This is a genomic window from Methylobacterium sp. Leaf111, assembly GCF_001423285.1.
Lineage (GTDB): Bacteria > Pseudomonadota > Alphaproteobacteria > Rhizobiales > Beijerinckiaceae > Methylobacterium.
Genome location: NZ_LMNE01000001.1, coordinates 863,901 through 879,773, shown reverse-complemented (window position 1 = coordinate 879,773; position 15,873 = coordinate 863,901). Strand labels below are relative to the sequence as shown.

Below are 15,873 nucleotides of genomic sequence, written 5' to 3'. Positions count from 1 at the left end.
TGACCGCGTCGAAGCGTGCGGATGCCCGGCGTTCACGGGGGTCGAGGCAAGCCCTCGGCCCGATCCGCCAGGACAGGCGCAGATCCGCAGCCACGCTCCCCTCCGACCACATCGACGATCCTCGCATTCCCACGACCACGGAATCGATCATGCATCCCAGTCTTCCCAAGGGCCTGACGTCGCTCCTCGCCCTCCTGGCCCTCGTCCTGTGCGGCCTGAACCCGGCGGCGGCGCAGCTCAACCTGCGCATCGGCGGCGGGTCGTTCCAGCCGATGCCGATCGCGGTCACGGATTTCTCGGGGGATCCGAGCCTGGGCCTCCTCGTCTCCAGCGTGGTCACGAACAACCTGCGCCGGTCGGGCTACTTCACGCCCGTCGAGAAAGCGAAGTTCCCCGAGGCCCCGGGCTTCGATGCGGTCCCGGGTTTCGAGAAGTGGAAGGCGGCGGGCGTTCAGGCCCTGATCACCGGGCGGGTGGCGCGTGACGCCTCGGGCAAGCTCAAGGTCGAGTTCCGCCTCTGGGACGTCACCTCGGGCCAGCAGATGACCGGCCAGCAATACGGCACCGATCCGGCCAATGCGCGCCGCACCGGCCACCTCATCTCGGACGCGGTCTACACCAAGATCACCGGCCTCGGCCCCTGGTTCGACAGCCGCATCGCCTTCGTGGACGAGTCCGGCTCGAAGGAAAACCGGCGCAAGCGCCTGATGGTGATGGACCAGGACGGCGCCAACGTGCGGGCGCTCACCAATGGCGACAACGCCGTGGTCGCGCCGCGCTACTCGCCGGCGACCCAGGACATCGCCTTCATGACCCAGACCACCGGCCAGCAGCCGCGCATCCAGGTCATCAACCTCGAGACCGGCAGCCGGCAGGCCCTCGGCAAGTCCGGCTCGATGAGCACCAGCCCGCGCTTCTCCCCCGACGGCCGTCGTCTCGTGATGAGCGTCCAGGAGGGCGGCAACGCCGACATCGTCATCATGGACCTCGCCTCGAAGGCGCAGACGCCGGTCACCAACGGCAATGCCATCGACACCTCGCCGACCTTCTCGCCCGACGGCAGCCAGATCGTGTTCGAGTCCGATCGCGGCGGCTCGCAGCAGATCTACGTCATGAGCGCCTCGGGGGGGACGCCCACCCGCCTCTCCTTCGGCGAGGGCTCCGCCTCGCAGCCGGCCTGGTCGCCGCGCGGCGACCTCATCGCCTTCACGCGCCAGCGCAAGGGCGGCTTCGCCATCTGCGTGATGAAGCCGGACGGAACGGGCGAGCGCGTGCTCACGGAAGGCTTCCACAACGAGGGCCCGACCTTCGCGCCGAACGGCCAGTACGTGCTGTTCTTCCGCGATCCGGGCGGCCAGGGCGGCGGCAAGCTCTACATGGTCGACATCACCGGCAAGGTGGAGCAGCCGGTCCCGACCCCGTCCTACGCCTCGGACCCGACCTGGTCGCCGCTGCTGTCGGGGAAGTAGGACGGGACGCGCGCGGCGGCCGTGTCAGCCGCGCTCGTAGCCCGTGGTTCGGCGCACGAAGCTGAAAGCCGAGCTCAGCGATGCGCCGGCGGCGCCGGTCACGGCCTGAACGGCACCGACTGCCGCCTGAGCCGCCTCGCTCGCCGTCGTCGCCAGGGACGAATCCGCGTGTCCCGGTCCGTCGACCGTCTGGGTCATCCGCTGTGAGGCCCGAGCGAACCCCCGTCGCAGTACTTCCCGATCGTTGCTGATCAGCGCCGGAAGCCGCGGGTCGGCCAGGGCGATCAGCAGGCCTGCGTCCTGGAACGTGATTTCCAGCAGCGTCTGAGGTTGGGATTCCTCGGCCGACACCGAGGTCAGGGCGGTCGCGGCTAGCAGCGCCGTGCCGCTCAGATCGATGTTCGATGCGAGGGCGAGACTTCCCTTCAGACCTTCGAGAAGTTGCCCGCCCCAGTTCCGGGTGCCCGCGATTTCTCCGTGCGCCTCGACGGCGAGGATGCTCTCGACGGAGCGCTCGACACCGTCCGGGCTGGTCAGAACGCCCGACTCATAGGTGCCTCTGCCTTTTCCGCAATTTCCGGCAACCACCTTGATGTCAGCCATTGCAGCTTCCTGCAGGATTTCTACGCCTGCGTGCAGGCCGCTGTCATGTCGAAAAGCTCGGCCGTGCCGGCGCGATGGATCGGCAACGGGGCTCCGAGACATCGTGTAAGGCACTGTTTACGCAGGCTTTATCCCTGGTGTGCAGCGAATCGGGCGGCTAAGGGATAGATCCGCCCTTCATTCCGCCGGCACGAGCCGGTCCCGGGCCCGCAGCGCGGGAAACACCCGGCCCCAGAGCGCCGCGACGAGGAGGGTGGCGAGGCCGCCCGCCACCACGGCCGGGACGGCCCCGATCAGGGCCGCCAGGGTGCCGGATTCGAACTCGCCGAGTTCGTTCGAGGCGCCGATGAAGACCGAGTTCACCGCTGAGACCCGGCCGCGCATGGAATCGGGCGTCTCGCCCTGCACGAAGGTCTGGCGCACGAACACGCTGATCATGTCGGCCGCCCCCGTGACGAACAGGCAGGCCATGGAGAGGGGCAGGGAGGTCGAGAGGCCGAAGCCCACCGTGGCGAGGCCGAAGATCCCCACGGCCTGGAGCATGCGCAGGCCGGCCCGGCGCTGCAGTGGCCGGTAGGCGAGGGCGATCGCGGTGAGCACGGCACCGGCCGCCGGCATGCTGCGCAGGACGCCGAGGCCGAGGGGGCCCACGTGCAGCACTTCCGCCGCGAAGATCGGCAGGAGGGCGGTGGCGCCCCCGAGGAGCACCGCCACGAGGTCGAGGCTGATGGCGCCGAGCACCACCGGATGCGTGCGGATGTAGGTCAGGCCGGCCGAGAGGGTCTCCCAGGTCACGGGCGGCCGCTCGGCGATGGGGGCGGGCCGGAACCGGATCGCTAGGATGAGGGCGCTGGCGAGCGCGAAGCTCACGGCGGCCGCCCCGAAGACCACCGCCGGCCCGAGGGCGTAGAGGAAGCCGCCGGTGGCCGGGCCGAGGATCGAGGCGCTCTGCCAGAGCGAGGCGTTCCAGGCGATGGCCGAGCCGAACAGGGGGCGGGGCACCAGGGTCGGCAGCAGGGCCTGCAGGGCCGGGTTGGCGAAGGCGCGACAGGTGCCGATCACGACGACGAGCCCGTAGATCGGCCACAGGGTCGTGGTGCCGAGCCGGGCCGCAAGGAGCAGGCCGAGATCCGCCGACGCCAGGGTCGCGTAGGCCAGGGCCGCCACGCGGCGGCGGTCGTAGGTGTCGGCGACGTGGCCCGTCACCAGGGCCGAGAGCATGGCGGGCAGGAAGCTCGCCAGGCCCACGAGGCCCAGGGCCAGGGCCGAGCGGGTGATGTCGTAGACGAACCACCCCACCGCCACCGCCTGCATCTGGAAGGCAAGGCAGGTGAGGAAGCGGGCCGCTCCGAAGAGGCGGAAATCGCCGTTGCGGAAGACGTCCCAGCGCGGCGCGGCATCGGTGCTCATGCGGCCGTGCTGGGGCAGGGCGGTTTGCGCGTCAAGCGCAAGGATGACGGGGCGGACTGAACCGTGCAGCCACGGGGCTCGACCGTCCGCGGCGCGACCGGCCCGCCGGCGGAGACCTTCGTCAGGGTCGCACTTCGGTCAGGGCCGCACTCCGGTCCGCGGCCGCGAGGGGCACCGCCTGCAGGGCCTCCAGCACCAGGCCGGGGGTGAGGATCTGGGGCAGGACCGTGGGCTCGCCCGCACCGGAATAGAGGAGGTAGAGCGGGACGCCGCTGCGGCCGTGGCGCTCCAGCAGGCGGGTGATCTCGGGGTTCTGGTTGGTCCAGTCGCCCTTGAGGGCGGTGATGCCCCGCGCCTTCAGCCCGGCCTGGACCGCCTCGGCGCGCAGGGCCACGCGCTCGTTCACCTGGCAGGTGATGCACCAGGCCGCCGTCATGTTCACGAAGACCGGCTTGCCCTGGGCCAGGAGCCCGTCGAGGCGCGCCTGGGTGAAGGCGCTGCCGTCGGCCTGCGCGGCGTCGGCCCCCGCCCGGTCCCGGTCGAGGCCGAGGGTGAGGATCGCGAGGGCGGCGAGCGCCGCCACGGCGGTGCCGCGCGCGACCCAGGTGCCGGCCGGGCCGGCCCCGTGCCCGCGCTCCCAGGCCCAGGCGGCGAGGCCCACGAGGACGAGGCCGACCAGGGCGGCGAGGAGCCCGGCCGAGCCCACCTGCTGCGACAGCACCCAGACCAGCCAGGCCACGGTGGCGTAGATCGGGAAGGCCAGCGCCCCCTTCAGGGTGTCCATCCAGGCGCCGGGGCGGGGCAGCCGCCGCAGGGCCGCGGGCCAGATCGTCAGCGCGAGGAAGGGCAGGGCGAGGCCGAGGCCGAGGCTCGCGAAGACCGCGAGGCTCACGCCGGCCTCCTGGGTCAGGGCGAAGCCCACCGCCGAGCCCATGAAGGGGGCGGTGCAGGGGGTGGCCACCACGGTGGCGAGGATTCCGGTGAAGAACGAGCCTTCCAGGCCGGCCCGCCGGGTCAGGCCGTCCCCGAGGCCCGCGATGCCGGCGCCGAGATGGACGACGCCCGACAGGCTGAGTCCCATGGCGAGCAGCAGGTAGGCGAGGCCCGCCACCACCAGGGGCGATTGCAGCTGGAAGCCCCAGCCGATGCCGGCGCCGGCCCCCTTCAGGGCGATCAGCAGGCCGGCGAGGGCCAGGAAGGACGCGAGCACGCCCGCCGTGTAGGCGAGGCCGTGCAGCCGGACCCGGCCCGCCGGCTCGCCGGAATGCCGCACGAGGCTCAGGACCTTGATGGACAGGACCGGGAAGACGCAGGGCATCAGGTTGAGGAGAAGGCCGCCCAGGAAGGCGAGGCCGGCCGCGCTCCAGAGGGTCAGGCTCTCGGCCGGGGCCTGCGCCGGTGTGGGCGCCATCGCCGCGTTCGTGGTCGCGGCCGAGGCCGTCGCGACGGCGGTGGCGTCCGGGGCCTCCCCGATGGCGTAGGCGCGGCGCACGGGTCCGTCCGGCGTCGCCTCCGCAAAGGTCAGCACCCCCGGCAGGGTCGCGGGGGCCGCTGCGGTGGCGTCGCCGCGGGCCAGGTCGATGTGCAGCCCATCCGCGTCGCTGCGCGCCTCTTGGGGCGCCGCGTTCTCGATGGCGGTCTCCGCATAGGGGAAGTAGGCGACGTCGGACGCCGCGAGCCCGGCCGGCGCGGCGAGGTGCACCTGCAGACGCCCGTTCTCGGCGCCGTAGCGCACCGGCCAGGGGGCGGGCGCGGGCAGGGCCGCGCGGGCGGCCTCGAACAGCATCATCGATCCGGGCGCGACGCCGGTGCTGGTGCCGGTCTGCGCCACCGGCAGGGTCAGGCGCAGCTCGGCCGAGCCCGGCACGCATTCGCGCTCGCAGACGAGGTAGGTCAGCTTGGCCTGGAGCGTCACCGGCTTGGCCGAGGCCAGCGTGGCCGGCGGGGTCACCTGCGCCAGGAGGACGGCCTCGCCCTCGTAGCCGTAGTTCATCAGGTGGGCGACCGGGATGCGGCTCGGGCTCGGCCACTGGATCGGCCCCGCCGAGAACCCGGGCGGCAGCGTCCAGGCGACCTCCGGAGCCAGGCCGGAATCGCCGGGATTGCGCCAGTAGACGTGCCAGTGCGGCCGCATCACCAGGCGGATCCCCACCGTGAAGGGCTCGCCCGGCCGGATCGCGGCGGGCTCCCCGACGAGGCTCGCCTTCACGAGGTCGGCCGGCACCTTGAAGCCCTGCGCGGAGGCGGTGGGCAGAGCGAGGCCGAACAGCGCGAGCGCCAGGGCGAGAAGCCGGATCATAGAATCCTGTTCGGAGATGGAGGCGGGCAGGTTACGTCCGTTCGGCCGGAGCGCAAAATCCCGAAGCCGCGAGATCCCTTGTCCCCGCCTTTTCGCGCCGCCGAAAGGCGCAGGATGGTCGCAAGGGCCGTCCGGCGCTCCGGCCGGGCCGGGGTCAGACCGACGCCGCCATCGGCCGGGTCGCCGCCGCCAGCCAGGCCCGCGTCGCCCCGTCGAGGTCCGGTTCCAGCGCCTCCCGCACGCGGGCGTGATAGGCGTCGATCCAGGCCGTCTCCTCCGGGCTCAGGAGCTCGGGGCGGATCAGGCGACGGTCGAAGGGCGCCAGCGTCAGGGTCTCGAAGCCGAGCATCGGGCGCTCGCCGCCGGGCACGTCGCGGGCCTCGACCAGGACGAGGTTCTCCAGGCGGATGCCGTAGGCGCCGGGCCGGTAGTAGCCCGGTTCGTTGGAGAGGATCATGCCGGGCTCGAGGGCGACCGTTCCGGTCTTGGCGATGCGCTGCGGCCCCTCGTGCACCGACAGGAAGGACCCCACGCCGTGGCCGGTGCCGTGGTCGAAGTCGAGGCCGGCCTCCCAGAGGGGCAGGCGGGCGAAGGCATCGATCTGCGCGCCCGTCGTGCCCTTCGGAAACACCGCCCGGGCGATGCCGATATGCCCCCGGAGCACGCGGGTGAAGTGGTCGCGCATCGCCTCGGAGGGCGTGCCGATCGCCACCGTCCGGGTGATGTCGGTGGTGCCGTCGCGGTATTGCGCCCCGGAATCCACCAGGAACAGCTCCCCGGGCCGGATGCGCCGGTCGGTCTCGCGGCTGACCCGGTAATGGACGATGGCGCCGTTGGGGCCGCTGCCGGAGATCGTCGGGAACGAGACGTCGCGCAGCAGGCCGCCCGCGGCGCGGAAATCCTCCAGGGCCTCCACGGCGGCGATCTCGGTCAGCGTCTCGCCCTGGTGCGCGAGCCAGGCGAGGAAGCGGGTCACGGCGACGCCGTCGCGCAGATGCGCCGCCCGGGTGCCGGCGATCTCCGCCGCGTTCTTCACCGCCTTCATGGCCGTGATCGGGTCGGGGCCGAGATCGGCGACGCCTCCGGCCGCCTCGACCCGCTGCTTGAGGGCGTACGCGGCGGTGGCGGCGTCGAGGCGCAGGCGCGCGGCGTTCGCCGCCTGCGCCGCGAGGCCGTCCGCGAAGGCCGCGCGCGGGTGGAGGTCGGCGAGCGGCGCGAGGGCGGCGCGCAGCTCCGGGCTCACGGCGGGCGAGGTCAGGTAGAGGGCCGCGCGGCCGTCCCGCGGCACCAGGGCGTAGCCCAGCGCCAGGGGGGTGTGGGCCACGTCGCTGCCGCGCAGGTTGAACGCCCAGGCGAGGTTGTGCGGATCGGAGATCACCAGGGCGGCGTCGTCCGCCTCGGCCAGGGCCGTGCGGATGCGGGCGAGCTTGTCCGCGGCGGACGCGCCGGCGAGCTCCGGCGGATGGGCGACGACGGGCCCCGCCGGCGGCCCCGGCCGGTCGGTCCAGACCGCGTCGACGGGGTTCCGATCCACCGCCTGCAGGCGCGCGCCGGCCCTGGCCACCGCGCGCTCCAGGCGTGCCACGCTGTCGGGGGTGTGCAGCCAGGGATCGTAGGCCAGCACCTGGCCGGCCTTGATGTGGGCGCCGATCCAGGCCGCGACGCTGATCTCGGCCAGGGGCACCGGGGTGATGAGGGCGGTGTCGACCTGGGCCGGCGCCTGCAGGGTGTAGCGCCCGTCGACGACGAGGGCGGCTTCTTCGGACAGGATCACGGCGGTGCCGGCCGAGCCGGTGAAGCCCGTGAGCCAGGCCAGGCGCTCGGCCTGCGGCGGCACGTACTCGGACTGGTGCTCGTCGGCGCGGGGCACCACGAAGCCGTCGAGGCCGGCGTCGCGCAGGGCCGCGCGCAGGGCCCGGATGCGGTCGGCCCCGTGGCGGTGGCTCGGATCGTCGAAGGTCTGGAAGCGGGCGCGGGTCATGGCGCCCAGGGTTACGCCGGGCTCAGAGGGGCCGCAACCGCGTCCGGCGCGGGCGCGCCGCCGCGCCGCCGCGCGTGAGCACCAGCGTCGCCCAGCCCTCGATCAGCCCGTGCCGGGCGAGGTGGAAGCCCCGGTGCCGATAGGTGGAGAGGACGCCCGGCACGTCGCGCTCGATGAGGCCGGAGAGGATCAGCACGCCGCGGTCGGCGACGACCGCCGTCAGCGAGGGCGCCAGCCCCTTCAGCGGCCGCGCCAGGATGTTGGCGAAGACCACGTCGAAGCGGCGGGGCCGGTCGGCGAGGGGGTGGCGCACCCCCGGACCCTGGTAGAGCCGCAGGACCGGCCCGAGGCCGTTGAGGCGGGCATTGCCGATGGCGGTGGTCACCGCCTCCGGGTCGAGGTCGCCGGCGATGACGGGCGTGTGCAGGTATTTCGCCGCCGCGAAGGCGAGGATGCCGGTGCCGGTGCCGACGTCGAGCACGTGGGCCGGGCGCCCGCGCTTGAGGATCCCCGCGAAGGCCCGGAGGCAGCCCAGCGTCGTGCCGTGATGGCCGGTGCCGAAGGCCAGCGCCGCCTCGATCTCGATGGCGAGGTCGTTGGCCCGGACCGTGTCGCGGTCGTGGCTGCCGTGGACGAGGAAGCGGCCGGCCCGCACGGGCTTCAGGCCCTCCAGGGAGGCGCGGACCCAATCCTGCTGGTCGATGGTCTCGAAGGTGGCGACGTCCGCCTGCGCGCCGACCACGGGGCGGATCAGGTCGCGGATCATCGCCTCGTCGGGCGCATCCGCGAAGTAGGCCTCGAGCCGCCAGGTCCGGCCGTCCTCGGCCTCGAAGGCGGCCACGGCCGTCTGGGTCGGGTCGAACATCTCGCCGAGGAGGTCGGTCATCGCGCGCGCCGACCCCTCGTCGGTGAGGAGGCGCAGCACATGGGTCGGACGGTGGGGAGGCAGGCCTTCGAGCATGATCGGGGCTCTACCACCCGCGACGTCCCGCCGCCACCTCGCGCGCAAGCTTGGCCGGAACGGAACCGCCGGATCCGCGTTTGCTGTGGCTTCTCCAGGCTCGCGTCGATGTCGGAGCGTGCGTTGTGCGTATGAAAATCAGAAGAGCCGGCGGACGAACGCCGGTCGTTCTCGCGGAAAAGTCCAAGGCCCGCCGTCGCCTCGTGCGCGATCGCGGGGGCTTCACCGATGCCGAGACGCTGACGGGACCCTTGCCCGGACCGATGCTGGTGCTCCTGAGCCGTCTGCACCGCTCGGAGCGTCCGCCCGTCGAGGACGAGGAGCGGGGCGCCTGACGAGCCCCGTCCCGATCCGTGCTATGGCGGCTCCGGCGCCGGCGGCCTCTCCCGGGTCGTGCCGGCCGCAGACGAAGGGCTGATCGATGATTCCGACGCGGCGGACGTGGCTCGGGGCGGTGCTGGGATTGGCGATCTGGGCCGGCGTGACGCCGGCGCGGGCCGAAATACCCGTACGGGCCGAGACGCCCGTGGTGGTCTTCGCCGCCGCCAGCCTGAAGAACGCCCTCGACGCGGCCACCGCCGCCTGGACGACGGAGACGGGCAAGACCGCCCGGATCTCCTACGCGGCCTCCAGCGCGCTGGCCAAACAGATCGAGGCCGGGGCGCCGGCCGACCTGTTCCTTTCGGCCGATCTCGCCTGGATGGATGACGTGGCGGGCAAGGACGGCCTCAAGCCGGGCACCCGCTCGAACCTCCTGCGCAACGCCCTCGTGCTGATCGCCCCCAAGGATTCGGCCGTTGCCCTGGCGCTCAAGCCCGGCCCCGACCTCGCCGCGACCTTCGCCAAGGCGCTGGGCGACGGTCGCATCGCCATGGGCAACGTCGCGGCGGTCCCGGCCGGCAAGTACGGCAAGGCGGCGCTGGAGAGCCTCGGCGCCTGGGAGGGCGTGAAGGACCGCCTCGCCCAGGCCGAGAACGTGCGGGCGGCCCTCCTGCTCGTGGCCCGCGGCGAGGCGCCGCTCGGCATCGTCTACGCCACCGACGCGGTCTCCGACCCCAGCGTCCGGGTGGTCGCCACCTTCCCGGCCGCGAGCCACCCGCCGGTGATCTATCCGGTGGCACTCACGAAGGAGTCGACCAACCCGGATGCGGCTGCGCTTCTCGCCTACCTGCGCAGCCCCGCCGCCCGGGTGTTCTTCGAGCGCCAGGGCTTCTCGGTGATCGGCGCCGAGGACCGGACCTGATCGTCCGGCCTTGAGCGCCGCGATCCTGGACCGGCTCGGCCTCTCGCCGGAGGAATGGTCCGCCATCGCCCTCAGCCTGCGCGTGGCCGGGGTCGCCACCCTGGCGAGCCTCGGCCCGGGGCTGGCCGTCGCCTGGGTGCTGGCGCGTCGGCGCTTCCCCGGACGGGCGCTCCTCGACGGGCTGGTCCATCTTCCGCTCATCCTGCCCCCGGTGGTGACGGGCTACCTCCTGCTCCTGGCCTTCGGCCGGCGCGGGACCTTCGGGGCCGTCCTGGCCGATCTCGGCATCGTCCTCTCGTTCCGCTGGACCGGGGCGGCGCTCGCCTGCGCGGTGATGGGCTTTCCCCTGATGGTGCGGGCGATGCGCCTCTCCCTGGAGGCCGTCGATGCCCGCGTCGAGCAGGCCGCCGCGACCCTCGGCGCCGGACCCTGCGCGGTCTTCCTCACCGTGACGCTGCCCCTCGCCCTGCCGGGGGTCCTGGCCGGCGCGGTGCTGGCCTTCGCGAAGGCGATGGGCGAATTCGGCGCCACCATCACGTTCGTGTCGAACATTCCCGGGGAGACCCAGACCCTGCCTTCGGCGATCTACACCCTGACCCAGGTGCCCGGCGGGGAGGCGGGGGCCCTGCGCCTCACCCTGGTCTCCGTGGCGATCTCGATGGCGGCCCTCCTGGTCTCCGAACTCCTGGCCCGCCGGGTCGGGCGCCGGATCGGGGCGGGGTGAGCCGATGACGCTCGCGGTCGATCTCGCCCTGGCGCGCGGCGCCTTCCGCCTCGACGTGGCCTTCACCGCTCCGCCGGGCCTTACCGCCCTGTTCGGCCGCTCGGGCTCGGGCAAGAGCACGGTGATCGCCTGCCTCGCCGGTCTGGCCCGGCCCGACCGGGGCCGGATCGCCCTCGACGGCGAGACCCTGCTCGACACCGAGCGCGGCCGCGCGGTACCCGCCCATCGCCGCCGCATCGGCACCGTCTTCCAGGAGGCGCGGCTGATGCCCCATCTCTCGGTCCGGCAGAACCTCGCCTACGGGCGCTGGTTCGCCCGCGGCCGCCGGGACAGAGCCGGCCTGGAACCGGAGGCGGTCATCGCGCTCCTGGGCATCGGCCACCTCCTTGACCGGCGGCCGGCCGGTCTCTCCGGCGGCGAGGGCCAGCGCGTGGCGATCGGCCGGGCGCTGCTGTCGCGGCCCCGCCTGCTGCTCCTGGACGAGCCGCTCGCCGCCCTCGATGCCGAGCGCAAGGCCGAGATCCTGCCGCTGATCGAGCGCCTGCGCGACGTGGCCGCGATCCCCTTGGTATACGTCAGCCATGCGGTGCCCGAGGTGGCGCGCCTCGCCGACACCATCGTGGTGCTCGAAGGGGGCCGCGTCGCCGCCGCCGGACCCGCCGAGGGCATCCTGCGCCGGGGCGATCTCGGGCCCTTCCACGCGGCCGAAGCCGGCGCCCTCCTCGACATGGTGGTGGAGGCCGACGCCCTGAATTCCGGCCTGACGCTCCTCTCCGGGCGGGCCGGGCGCCTCCTCGTGCCGCGCCTCAATCGGGCGGTCGGCACCGGCATCCGCGTCCACGTTCCCGCCCGCGACGTCCTGCTCTCCCTCGACGAGCCCATCGGCTTGAGCGCCCGAAATCGCCTGAGCGGGCAAGTCCTTGCCCTGCATCCTCAGGCGGACGGCACGGTGCTGGTGGAGGTGGATTGCGGCGGCGCCGTGCTCTCCGCACGCCTGACCCGCGCCTCCGTGCACGAACTCGGCCTCGTCCCCGGTCGGCCGGTCTTCGCCATCGTCAAGAGCGTCGCCTTCGATCCGCACGGGATGGGACGGGCGGCCGGCGCCGTCGAGATCTGACCGATCGTTAAGATTCGATGCATCGCCTTGGCATTGCCTTGAGCCTGTCGGCCAAGAAGCCGGTGGCGGAACCGATTCCTTAAGATCCCATTCACGCCGCAAGCCTTGTCTGGCTGGAGACCGCGAAATCCGCGAACAGGAGCGTGCCATGTCGATCACTAGCCTCGGCGCCGTGCTTCCGGCCCGCGTCACCGGCGCCACGCCGGCTCCCAGTCCCCCGGTTCAGCCCGTTCAGGCCCCGGCGCCCCTCGCACCGGCCGTGCGGGTGGAGATTCGCAGCCAAGACCCGGCAGCCGATCCGCGTGCCGGCACCGTCCGGACGCCCACGTCCGAGCAGGACGCGAAGGCGACCCAGACCGTGATGGAGCCACGCATCCGGATCGACCAGGACACCAAGGCGGTGGTCTACCAGGAGGTGGATCCGAATTCGGGCGACGTCGTGGTGCAGCTGCCCGACCCGGTGGTGCTCAAGGCCCGCGCCTATGCGGAGGCCGCCGAGGCCCGCGCCAAGCCCGTGGCCCGCCCCTTCGACCGTACCGCCTGAGCTGCAGCGAGCGAAACGAAGAGAAGGCCGGGGCGGTGCGCCCCGGCCTTCTCTTTTGACGTCCACTCGAATCAGAAAAAAGCCGCCGGCCCGAAGGCCGGCGGCCGGCTTTCCCTTAGCGGAGGAGCTGCAGGATGCCCTGCTGCGCCGTGTTGGCGAGCGAGAGGGCCGAGATGCCGATCGACTGGCGGGTCGACAGGGCCTGCGAGTTGGCGGCTTCCTCGTTGAGGTCCGCGTTCGTCAGGTTGGCCGAGCCGGTGTCGAGGATGTTGATCAGGTTCTTCGAGAAATCCTGACGGTTCTGCACCACCGTGAGATTCGAGCCGAAGGTCGAGGACTGGGCGCGAAGCTGGCTGGTGGCGGCAGTGATGGCCGTCAGGGCCGAGTTGATCTCATCATCCGACTGGAAGCCGCCGGTGATGGAGTTGAGACCCAGACCATCGGCGTCGAGCTTCGCGCCGGCAATCGTGATACTCGAAGAACCGGTCTCATTGAAAGTAACCTTCAGCGAGTTCTCACTTGGATCGCTGCCCGAGCGGGACAGCAGATTGATACCGTTGTAGCTGGAGTCCTGGGCCTGCTGCGTGATCTGGGTCAACAGGTCGTTGAACTGCTTGGCCAGCGCAGTCCGGGTAGAGTTCGTACCACTGGCCGAACCAGAGCCCGAGGCGACGACAGCCTTGGTCGTGGTACCGGCAACGCCGAAGCCGAGGTCCGTGTTGCCGCCGGCGGAGTTGTCGATGGTAATCTTCTGAGATGAGCCGGTCGCAGTCGACGTGAAGGTCAATTTGTTGTTGGTGTCGAAGCTTGCAGTGACCTGGCCCTTGAAGCCAGTATCAGATGAAAGCTGGCTGTTGATCGAGGCAAGGATCTCGGTCTTCGTCGTCGCAGCGGGTGTCGCACCTGCCGCCACCGTGATAGTCTTGGCCGGACCGCTGCCCAACTGGATGTTGAACGCAGCCGTGTTGGCGCCGGAGAGATCAAGGGTCGTCGCTACAGCCGTATTGGCAACTGCGATCGCAGCGGTTGCCGTGCTCTTAGCAGCGGCACCCGTGGCAGTCTGCGCAGCGACCGCCGTGCCGAACCCGATATCCACTTCGTTGCCAGCGGTGTTGGTGACAACCGCGGAGGCTGCCGAACCCGTTGCCGTCGAGGTGAAGACAATACGACCGTCGGTGGTCTTGGACGCGGAGACCGCTGCCGGATTGGTCGTATCGTTGGCAAGCTGATTGTTGATCGCCTTCACGACGTCGTCGGCAGTCGCTTTTGCGACATTGCTGGTAACACCGCTCAGAGTCGTCGCATCAAGCGTAATCGTGGTGGTGTTGGTCCCGTCACCAAGAGTGAAAGTGGCGTTGCGGGTGCCCGAAAAGTCTTGCGTACCATCGGTGGCAGCCGTGGTGGTGCCCTGAAAGCCAGTCACCGCTGTGAGGATTGCGGCAGTAGCAGGGGTTCCACTGGAGACAGCACTCTTGTCGGCCAGTGCCTGGTTGGCGGTGGACTTTGCGGAGTCGACCAGCTTCTGGATCGAGGTGATACCCTGGTTGGCGGCCTGGATGGTCTGGACGCCGTTCGAAATGCCGTTGAGGAGAGAGCCGAGATCGCCCGAGCGGCCGGACAGCGACTGCGAGGTGAAGAAGCTCGTCGGGTCATCGAGGGCCGAGTTGACCTTCTTGCCGGTCGAGAGCCGGTTCTGGGTGCTGGAGAGAAGGTCGGCCGTGCCCTGCAGCGAGAGCAGGTTCTGGCGGGTCGCGGCGGTAAGGGTGATGCCTGAGGACATGCTGTTCGATCCATTCTGATCGGTGCGCCTCCGTTTTTGGAGGCCCTGTCATATGAACACCCATCCGTTGCGATCGACTTAAGACACGCATCGAACGAAAGCTTGACGGGAAAGATCAATTGCCATCGATTTCCAAAAAAGGTGTTTTTTATCAATATGTTGACGGTGTGGGTCGGGATCGTTATTGAGATCCTGTTAACCAAGGCCAGCCAATATGCCTGTGAGGTTAGCAACGAGGATCGCCATGCCCCTGAAGATCGAACTGAAGCCGTTCGAACGTCTGCTGATCGGGGGCACCGCGATTCGCAACGGCTCACGGCGTTCCAGCTTCGTCATCGAGACCGTGACGAAGTTTCTGCGCGAGAGCGACATCATCCTGGAGAGCGAGGCGGACACCGCCTGCAAGCGCCTCTATCTCACCCTCACGGTAATGTACCTCGCCGAGGTGACCTCGGAGACAGAGGATCTCTTCATCACGCAGGCCAATGCCCTGATCGCGGCAGCGCCCAGCATGGCGCCCTACCTGCGCGACATCCATGATTTCATCGCCGAGCGCGAACTTTATCGTGCTCTGAAGCGCTGCAAGGAGTTGATCCACTACGAGCAATCGCTGGCCGAGCGGCTGGCACCGCCCACGGCGTCCCGCGGTTGATGCAGGGATACCGAGGCTGAATCGAAAGAGCCCGCCGCTTCTCAGCGGCGGGCTCTTTCGATGGAGGCTTGCGGTTCGGAAGCTACATGCGCAGGCCGGCGGCGATGTTCTGATTGATGCTGATGAGGGCGGAGAGCTTCTCGGCTCTCGGTTCGATCAGCGTGTCGATCATCCGCTTGAAGACGAAGGTCGAGAGTTCCGCGATATTGTTCTTGATTTCGACCGGCAACGGGCTCTCGGGAGCCGTGGCCGCTCCGGCGATAATGGTCCAGACCTTCTGATTGAAGTTCAGGGCGTCGTTCAGGGCAGGGGACTGATTGGTCCAATCGGTTTGGATCGCCTGCAGACGTGTCGCAGCCTTGATCAAGACGGCAGCCTCTGCCTCGCGCGGCGACAGTGCAGTCTGTGCAACCCGGGCATAGGCGCTGGCCCCGTACGACATCGCTCGATCCTCCCTCAAGGTGTGCAGACCCGATTCGGGGCGCGGGCCGAACTTAGGCATCCGATTGTTAAGGGACCGTAATATCACGCCGTGCCGTAATCATGCCCGGATATGCGACGACGGAGAGCGCGCGCCCACGCGGATCACGCGCAGGGTGTTGGATTACCGCCACCATGATGAATTTCATTCTGGGCACTGTCGCGGGCGGATTGCTGGTCGGGCTCGTCACGATTTCCGCCGTCCGCCAACCGGTCGTGCAGGCCAAGCTGGGCCTTTTTCCTGTGTCCACTGCGCTGTTGATGCCATCGGCGAAGACGCCGGAGGCATCTCGCCCAGATCCGCCATGCCGTCAGACCGCGACGGTAGGACAACCGGACATGCTGTTCTCAAAGCGCCGGTTCTGGTTCGTCGCTCCCTGAGCGAACGATCCGTAAGACTCAGAGGCTGCTGATCAGGAACATCACCATCGTGGTCGCCACGGTGGTGCTGACGAACCCGCAGAGGGCGGCCGCGAAGGAGGGGCCGGTGGAGAAGCTGCGATCCGTGGTCTTCAGGTCGAAGGCGGCGGTGGTGTTCATGATGGCTGACCTTGGCGGCGACTCACTCTGTCGCGTGCGGGTTGACAGTGAAACGAAGCGTGGCGGGCGG

General features: G+C 70.4%; 16 protein-coding genes. 8 read left to right on the top strand and 8 right to left on the bottom strand.

Annotated elements, in window-relative coordinates; all coding sequences use genetic code 11:
* Positions 1-149 precede the first annotated feature (149 nt).
* Complete coding sequence (gene tolB / locus ASF41_RS03895; protein WP_056214500.1) at positions 150-1,469, top strand: Tol-Pal system beta propeller repeat protein TolB; 1,320 nt, start codon at positions 150-152, stop codon at positions 1,467-1,469.
* Positions 1,470-1,493: 24 nt separating this feature from the next.
* Here tolB and ASF41_RS03890 read toward each other — a convergent pair whose 3' ends face one another.
* The 5 genes from ASF41_RS03890 to ASF41_RS03870 all read right to left on the bottom strand — a co-directional run bounded on the left by ASF41_RS03890 (position 1,494) and on the right by ASF41_RS03870 (position 8,723).
* Positions 1,494-2,072 carry a hypothetical protein gene (locus tag ASF41_RS03890; protein WP_056490960.1) on the bottom strand — a complete coding sequence of 193 codons (579 nt, stop codon included), beginning with the start codon at positions 2,070-2,072 and terminating at the stop codon, positions 1,494-1,496.
* Positions 2,073-2,249: 177 nt separating this feature from the next.
* Positions 2,250-3,482: an MFS transporter gene (locus ASF41_RS03885; protein ID WP_056490958.1), complete on the bottom strand. Its 1,233-nt coding sequence runs from the start codon at positions 3,480-3,482 to the stop codon at positions 2,250-2,252.
* A gap of 121 nt (positions 3,483-3,603) precedes the next feature.
* Entirely contained in the window at positions 3,604-5,781 is a 2,178-nt protein-coding gene (locus ASF41_RS03880) for a protein-disulfide reductase DsbD (protein ID WP_056490954.1), read from the bottom strand.
* A gap of 154 nt (positions 5,782-5,935) precedes the next feature.
* On the bottom strand, positions 5,936-7,762 hold the full coding sequence (locus ASF41_RS03875) for an aminopeptidase P family protein (RefSeq protein ID WP_056490951.1): 1,827 nt from the start codon (positions 7,760-7,762) through the stop codon (positions 5,936-5,938).
* Positions 7,763-7,784: 22 nt separating this feature from the next.
* Positions 7,785-8,723 carry a 50S ribosomal protein L11 methyltransferase gene (locus ASF41_RS03870; RefSeq protein WP_056275201.1) on the bottom strand — a complete coding sequence of 313 codons (939 nt, stop codon included), beginning with the start codon at positions 8,721-8,723 and terminating at the stop codon, positions 7,785-7,787.
* A gap of 131 nt (positions 8,724-8,854) precedes the next feature.
* On the opposite strand from ASF41_RS03870, the gene ASF41_RS03865 reads away from it, so the two are divergent.
* The 5 genes from ASF41_RS03865 (at position 8,855) to ASF41_RS03845 (ending at position 12,351) form a co-directional block, all read left to right on the top strand.
* The gene (locus ASF41_RS03865; protein WP_156389705.1) at positions 8,855-9,058 is read left to right on the top strand and encodes a hypothetical protein; all 204 of its coding nucleotides are present in this window, start codon (positions 8,855-8,857) and stop codon (positions 9,056-9,058) included.
* Between the two features lie 86 nt (positions 9,059-9,144).
* A complete protein-coding gene (gene modA, locus ASF41_RS03860) occupies positions 9,145-9,966 on the top strand; it encodes a molybdate ABC transporter substrate-binding protein (RefSeq protein ID WP_056490949.1) in 822 nt (273 codons plus the stop codon).
* A gap of 10 nt (positions 9,967-9,976) precedes the next feature.
* A complete protein-coding gene (modB, locus tag ASF41_RS03855) occupies positions 9,977-10,690 on the top strand; it encodes a molybdate ABC transporter permease subunit (RefSeq protein ID WP_407067251.1) in 714 nt (237 codons plus the stop codon).
* Positions 10,691-10,694: 4 nt separating this feature from the next.
* The gene (gene modC / locus ASF41_RS03850) at positions 10,695-11,807 is read left to right on the top strand and encodes a molybdenum ABC transporter ATP-binding protein (protein WP_056490946.1); all 1,113 of its coding nucleotides are present in this window, start codon (positions 10,695-10,697) and stop codon (positions 11,805-11,807) included.
* 148 nt (positions 11,808-11,955) lie between these two features.
* Positions 11,956-12,351 carry a hypothetical protein gene (locus ASF41_RS03845; protein WP_056490943.1) on the top strand — a complete coding sequence of 132 codons (396 nt, stop codon included), beginning with the start codon at positions 11,956-11,958 and terminating at the stop codon, positions 12,349-12,351.
* A gap of 115 nt (positions 12,352-12,466) precedes the next feature.
* Here ASF41_RS03845 and ASF41_RS03840 read toward each other — a convergent pair whose 3' ends face one another.
* The gene (locus tag ASF41_RS03840; protein ID WP_056490940.1) at positions 12,467-14,131 is read right to left on the bottom strand and encodes a flagellin; all 1,665 of its coding nucleotides are present in this window, start codon (positions 14,129-14,131) and stop codon (positions 12,467-12,469) included.
* A 244-nt stretch (positions 14,132-14,375) separates the two neighbouring features.
* On the opposite strand from ASF41_RS03840, the gene ASF41_RS03835 reads away from it, so the two are divergent.
* Entirely contained in the window at positions 14,376-14,783 is a 408-nt protein-coding gene (locus ASF41_RS03835; RefSeq protein ID WP_056214538.1) for a flagellar biosynthesis repressor FlbT, read from the top strand.
* An 82-nt stretch (positions 14,784-14,865) separates the two neighbouring features.
* Here the strand turns inward: ASF41_RS03835 and flaF are convergent, their stop codons facing one another.
* Positions 14,866-15,225, bottom strand: coding sequence for a flagellar biosynthesis regulator FlaF (flaF, locus tag ASF41_RS03830; RefSeq protein WP_056214542.1), 360 nt, complete (start codon positions 15,223-15,225; stop codon positions 14,866-14,868).
* A 173-nt stretch (positions 15,226-15,398) separates the two neighbouring features.
* Between flaF and ASF41_RS03825 the strand changes: the two genes are divergently transcribed.
* Positions 15,399-15,644, top strand: a complete 246-nt coding sequence (locus tag ASF41_RS03825) for a hypothetical protein (protein WP_056381226.1) — start codon at positions 15,399-15,401, stop codon at positions 15,642-15,644.
* An 18-nt stretch (positions 15,645-15,662) separates the two neighbouring features.
* Here ASF41_RS03825 and ASF41_RS25550 read toward each other — a convergent pair whose 3' ends face one another.
* A complete protein-coding gene (locus ASF41_RS25550; RefSeq protein WP_200941248.1) occupies positions 15,663-15,803 on the bottom strand; it encodes a hypothetical protein in 141 nt (46 codons plus the stop codon).
* Positions 15,804-15,873 lie beyond the last annotated feature (70 nt).

Bases quoted from the DNA above. Each gene is read 5' to 3' on its own strand.
- tolB (WP_056214500.1), top strand. From the start codon at position 150: ATGCATCCCAGTCTTCCCAAGGGCCTGACGTCGCTCCTCGCCCTCCTG.
- ASF41_RS03890 (WP_056490960.1), bottom strand. From the start codon at position 2,072: ATGGCTGACATCAAGGTGGTTGCCGGAAATTGCGGAAAAGGCAGAGGC.
- ASF41_RS03885 (WP_056490958.1), bottom strand. From the start codon at position 3,482: ATGAGCACCGATGCCGCGCCGCGCTGGGACGTCTTCCGCAACGGCGAT.
- ASF41_RS03880 (WP_056490954.1), bottom strand. From the start codon at position 5,781: ATGATCCGGCTTCTCGCCCTGGCGCTCGCGCTGTTCGGCCTCGCTCTG.
- ASF41_RS03875 (WP_056490951.1), bottom strand. From the start codon at position 7,762: ATGACCCGCGCCCGCTTCCAGACCTTCGACGATCCGAGCCACCGCCAC.
- ASF41_RS03870 (WP_056275201.1), bottom strand. From the start codon at position 8,723: ATGCTCGAAGGCCTGCCTCCCCACCGTCCGACCCATGTGCTGCGCCTC.
- ASF41_RS03865 (WP_156389705.1), top strand. From the start codon at position 8,855: ATGAAAATCAGAAGAGCCGGCGGACGAACGCCGGTCGTTCTCGCGGAA.
- modA (WP_056490949.1), top strand. From the start codon at position 9,145: ATGATTCCGACGCGGCGGACGTGGCTCGGGGCGGTGCTGGGATTGGCG.
- modC (WP_056490946.1), top strand. From the start codon at position 10,695: ATGACGCTCGCGGTCGATCTCGCCCTGGCGCGCGGCGCCTTCCGCCTC.
- ASF41_RS03845 (WP_056490943.1), top strand. From the start codon at position 11,956: ATGTCGATCACTAGCCTCGGCGCCGTGCTTCCGGCCCGCGTCACCGGC.
- ASF41_RS03840 (WP_056490940.1), bottom strand. From the start codon at position 14,131: ATGTCCTCAGGCATCACCCTTACCGCCGCGACCCGCCAGAACCTGCTC.
- ASF41_RS03835 (WP_056214538.1), top strand. From the start codon at position 14,376: ATGCCCCTGAAGATCGAACTGAAGCCGTTCGAACGTCTGCTGATCGGG.
- flaF (WP_056214542.1), bottom strand. From the start codon at position 15,225: ATGTCGTACGGGGCCAGCGCCTATGCCCGGGTTGCACAGACTGCACTG.
- ASF41_RS03825 (WP_056381226.1), top strand. From the start codon at position 15,399: ATGATGAATTTCATTCTGGGCACTGTCGCGGGCGGATTGCTGGTCGGG.
- ASF41_RS25550 (WP_200941248.1), bottom strand. From the start codon at position 15,803: ATGAACACCACCGCCGCCTTCGACCTGAAGACCACGGATCGCAGCTTC.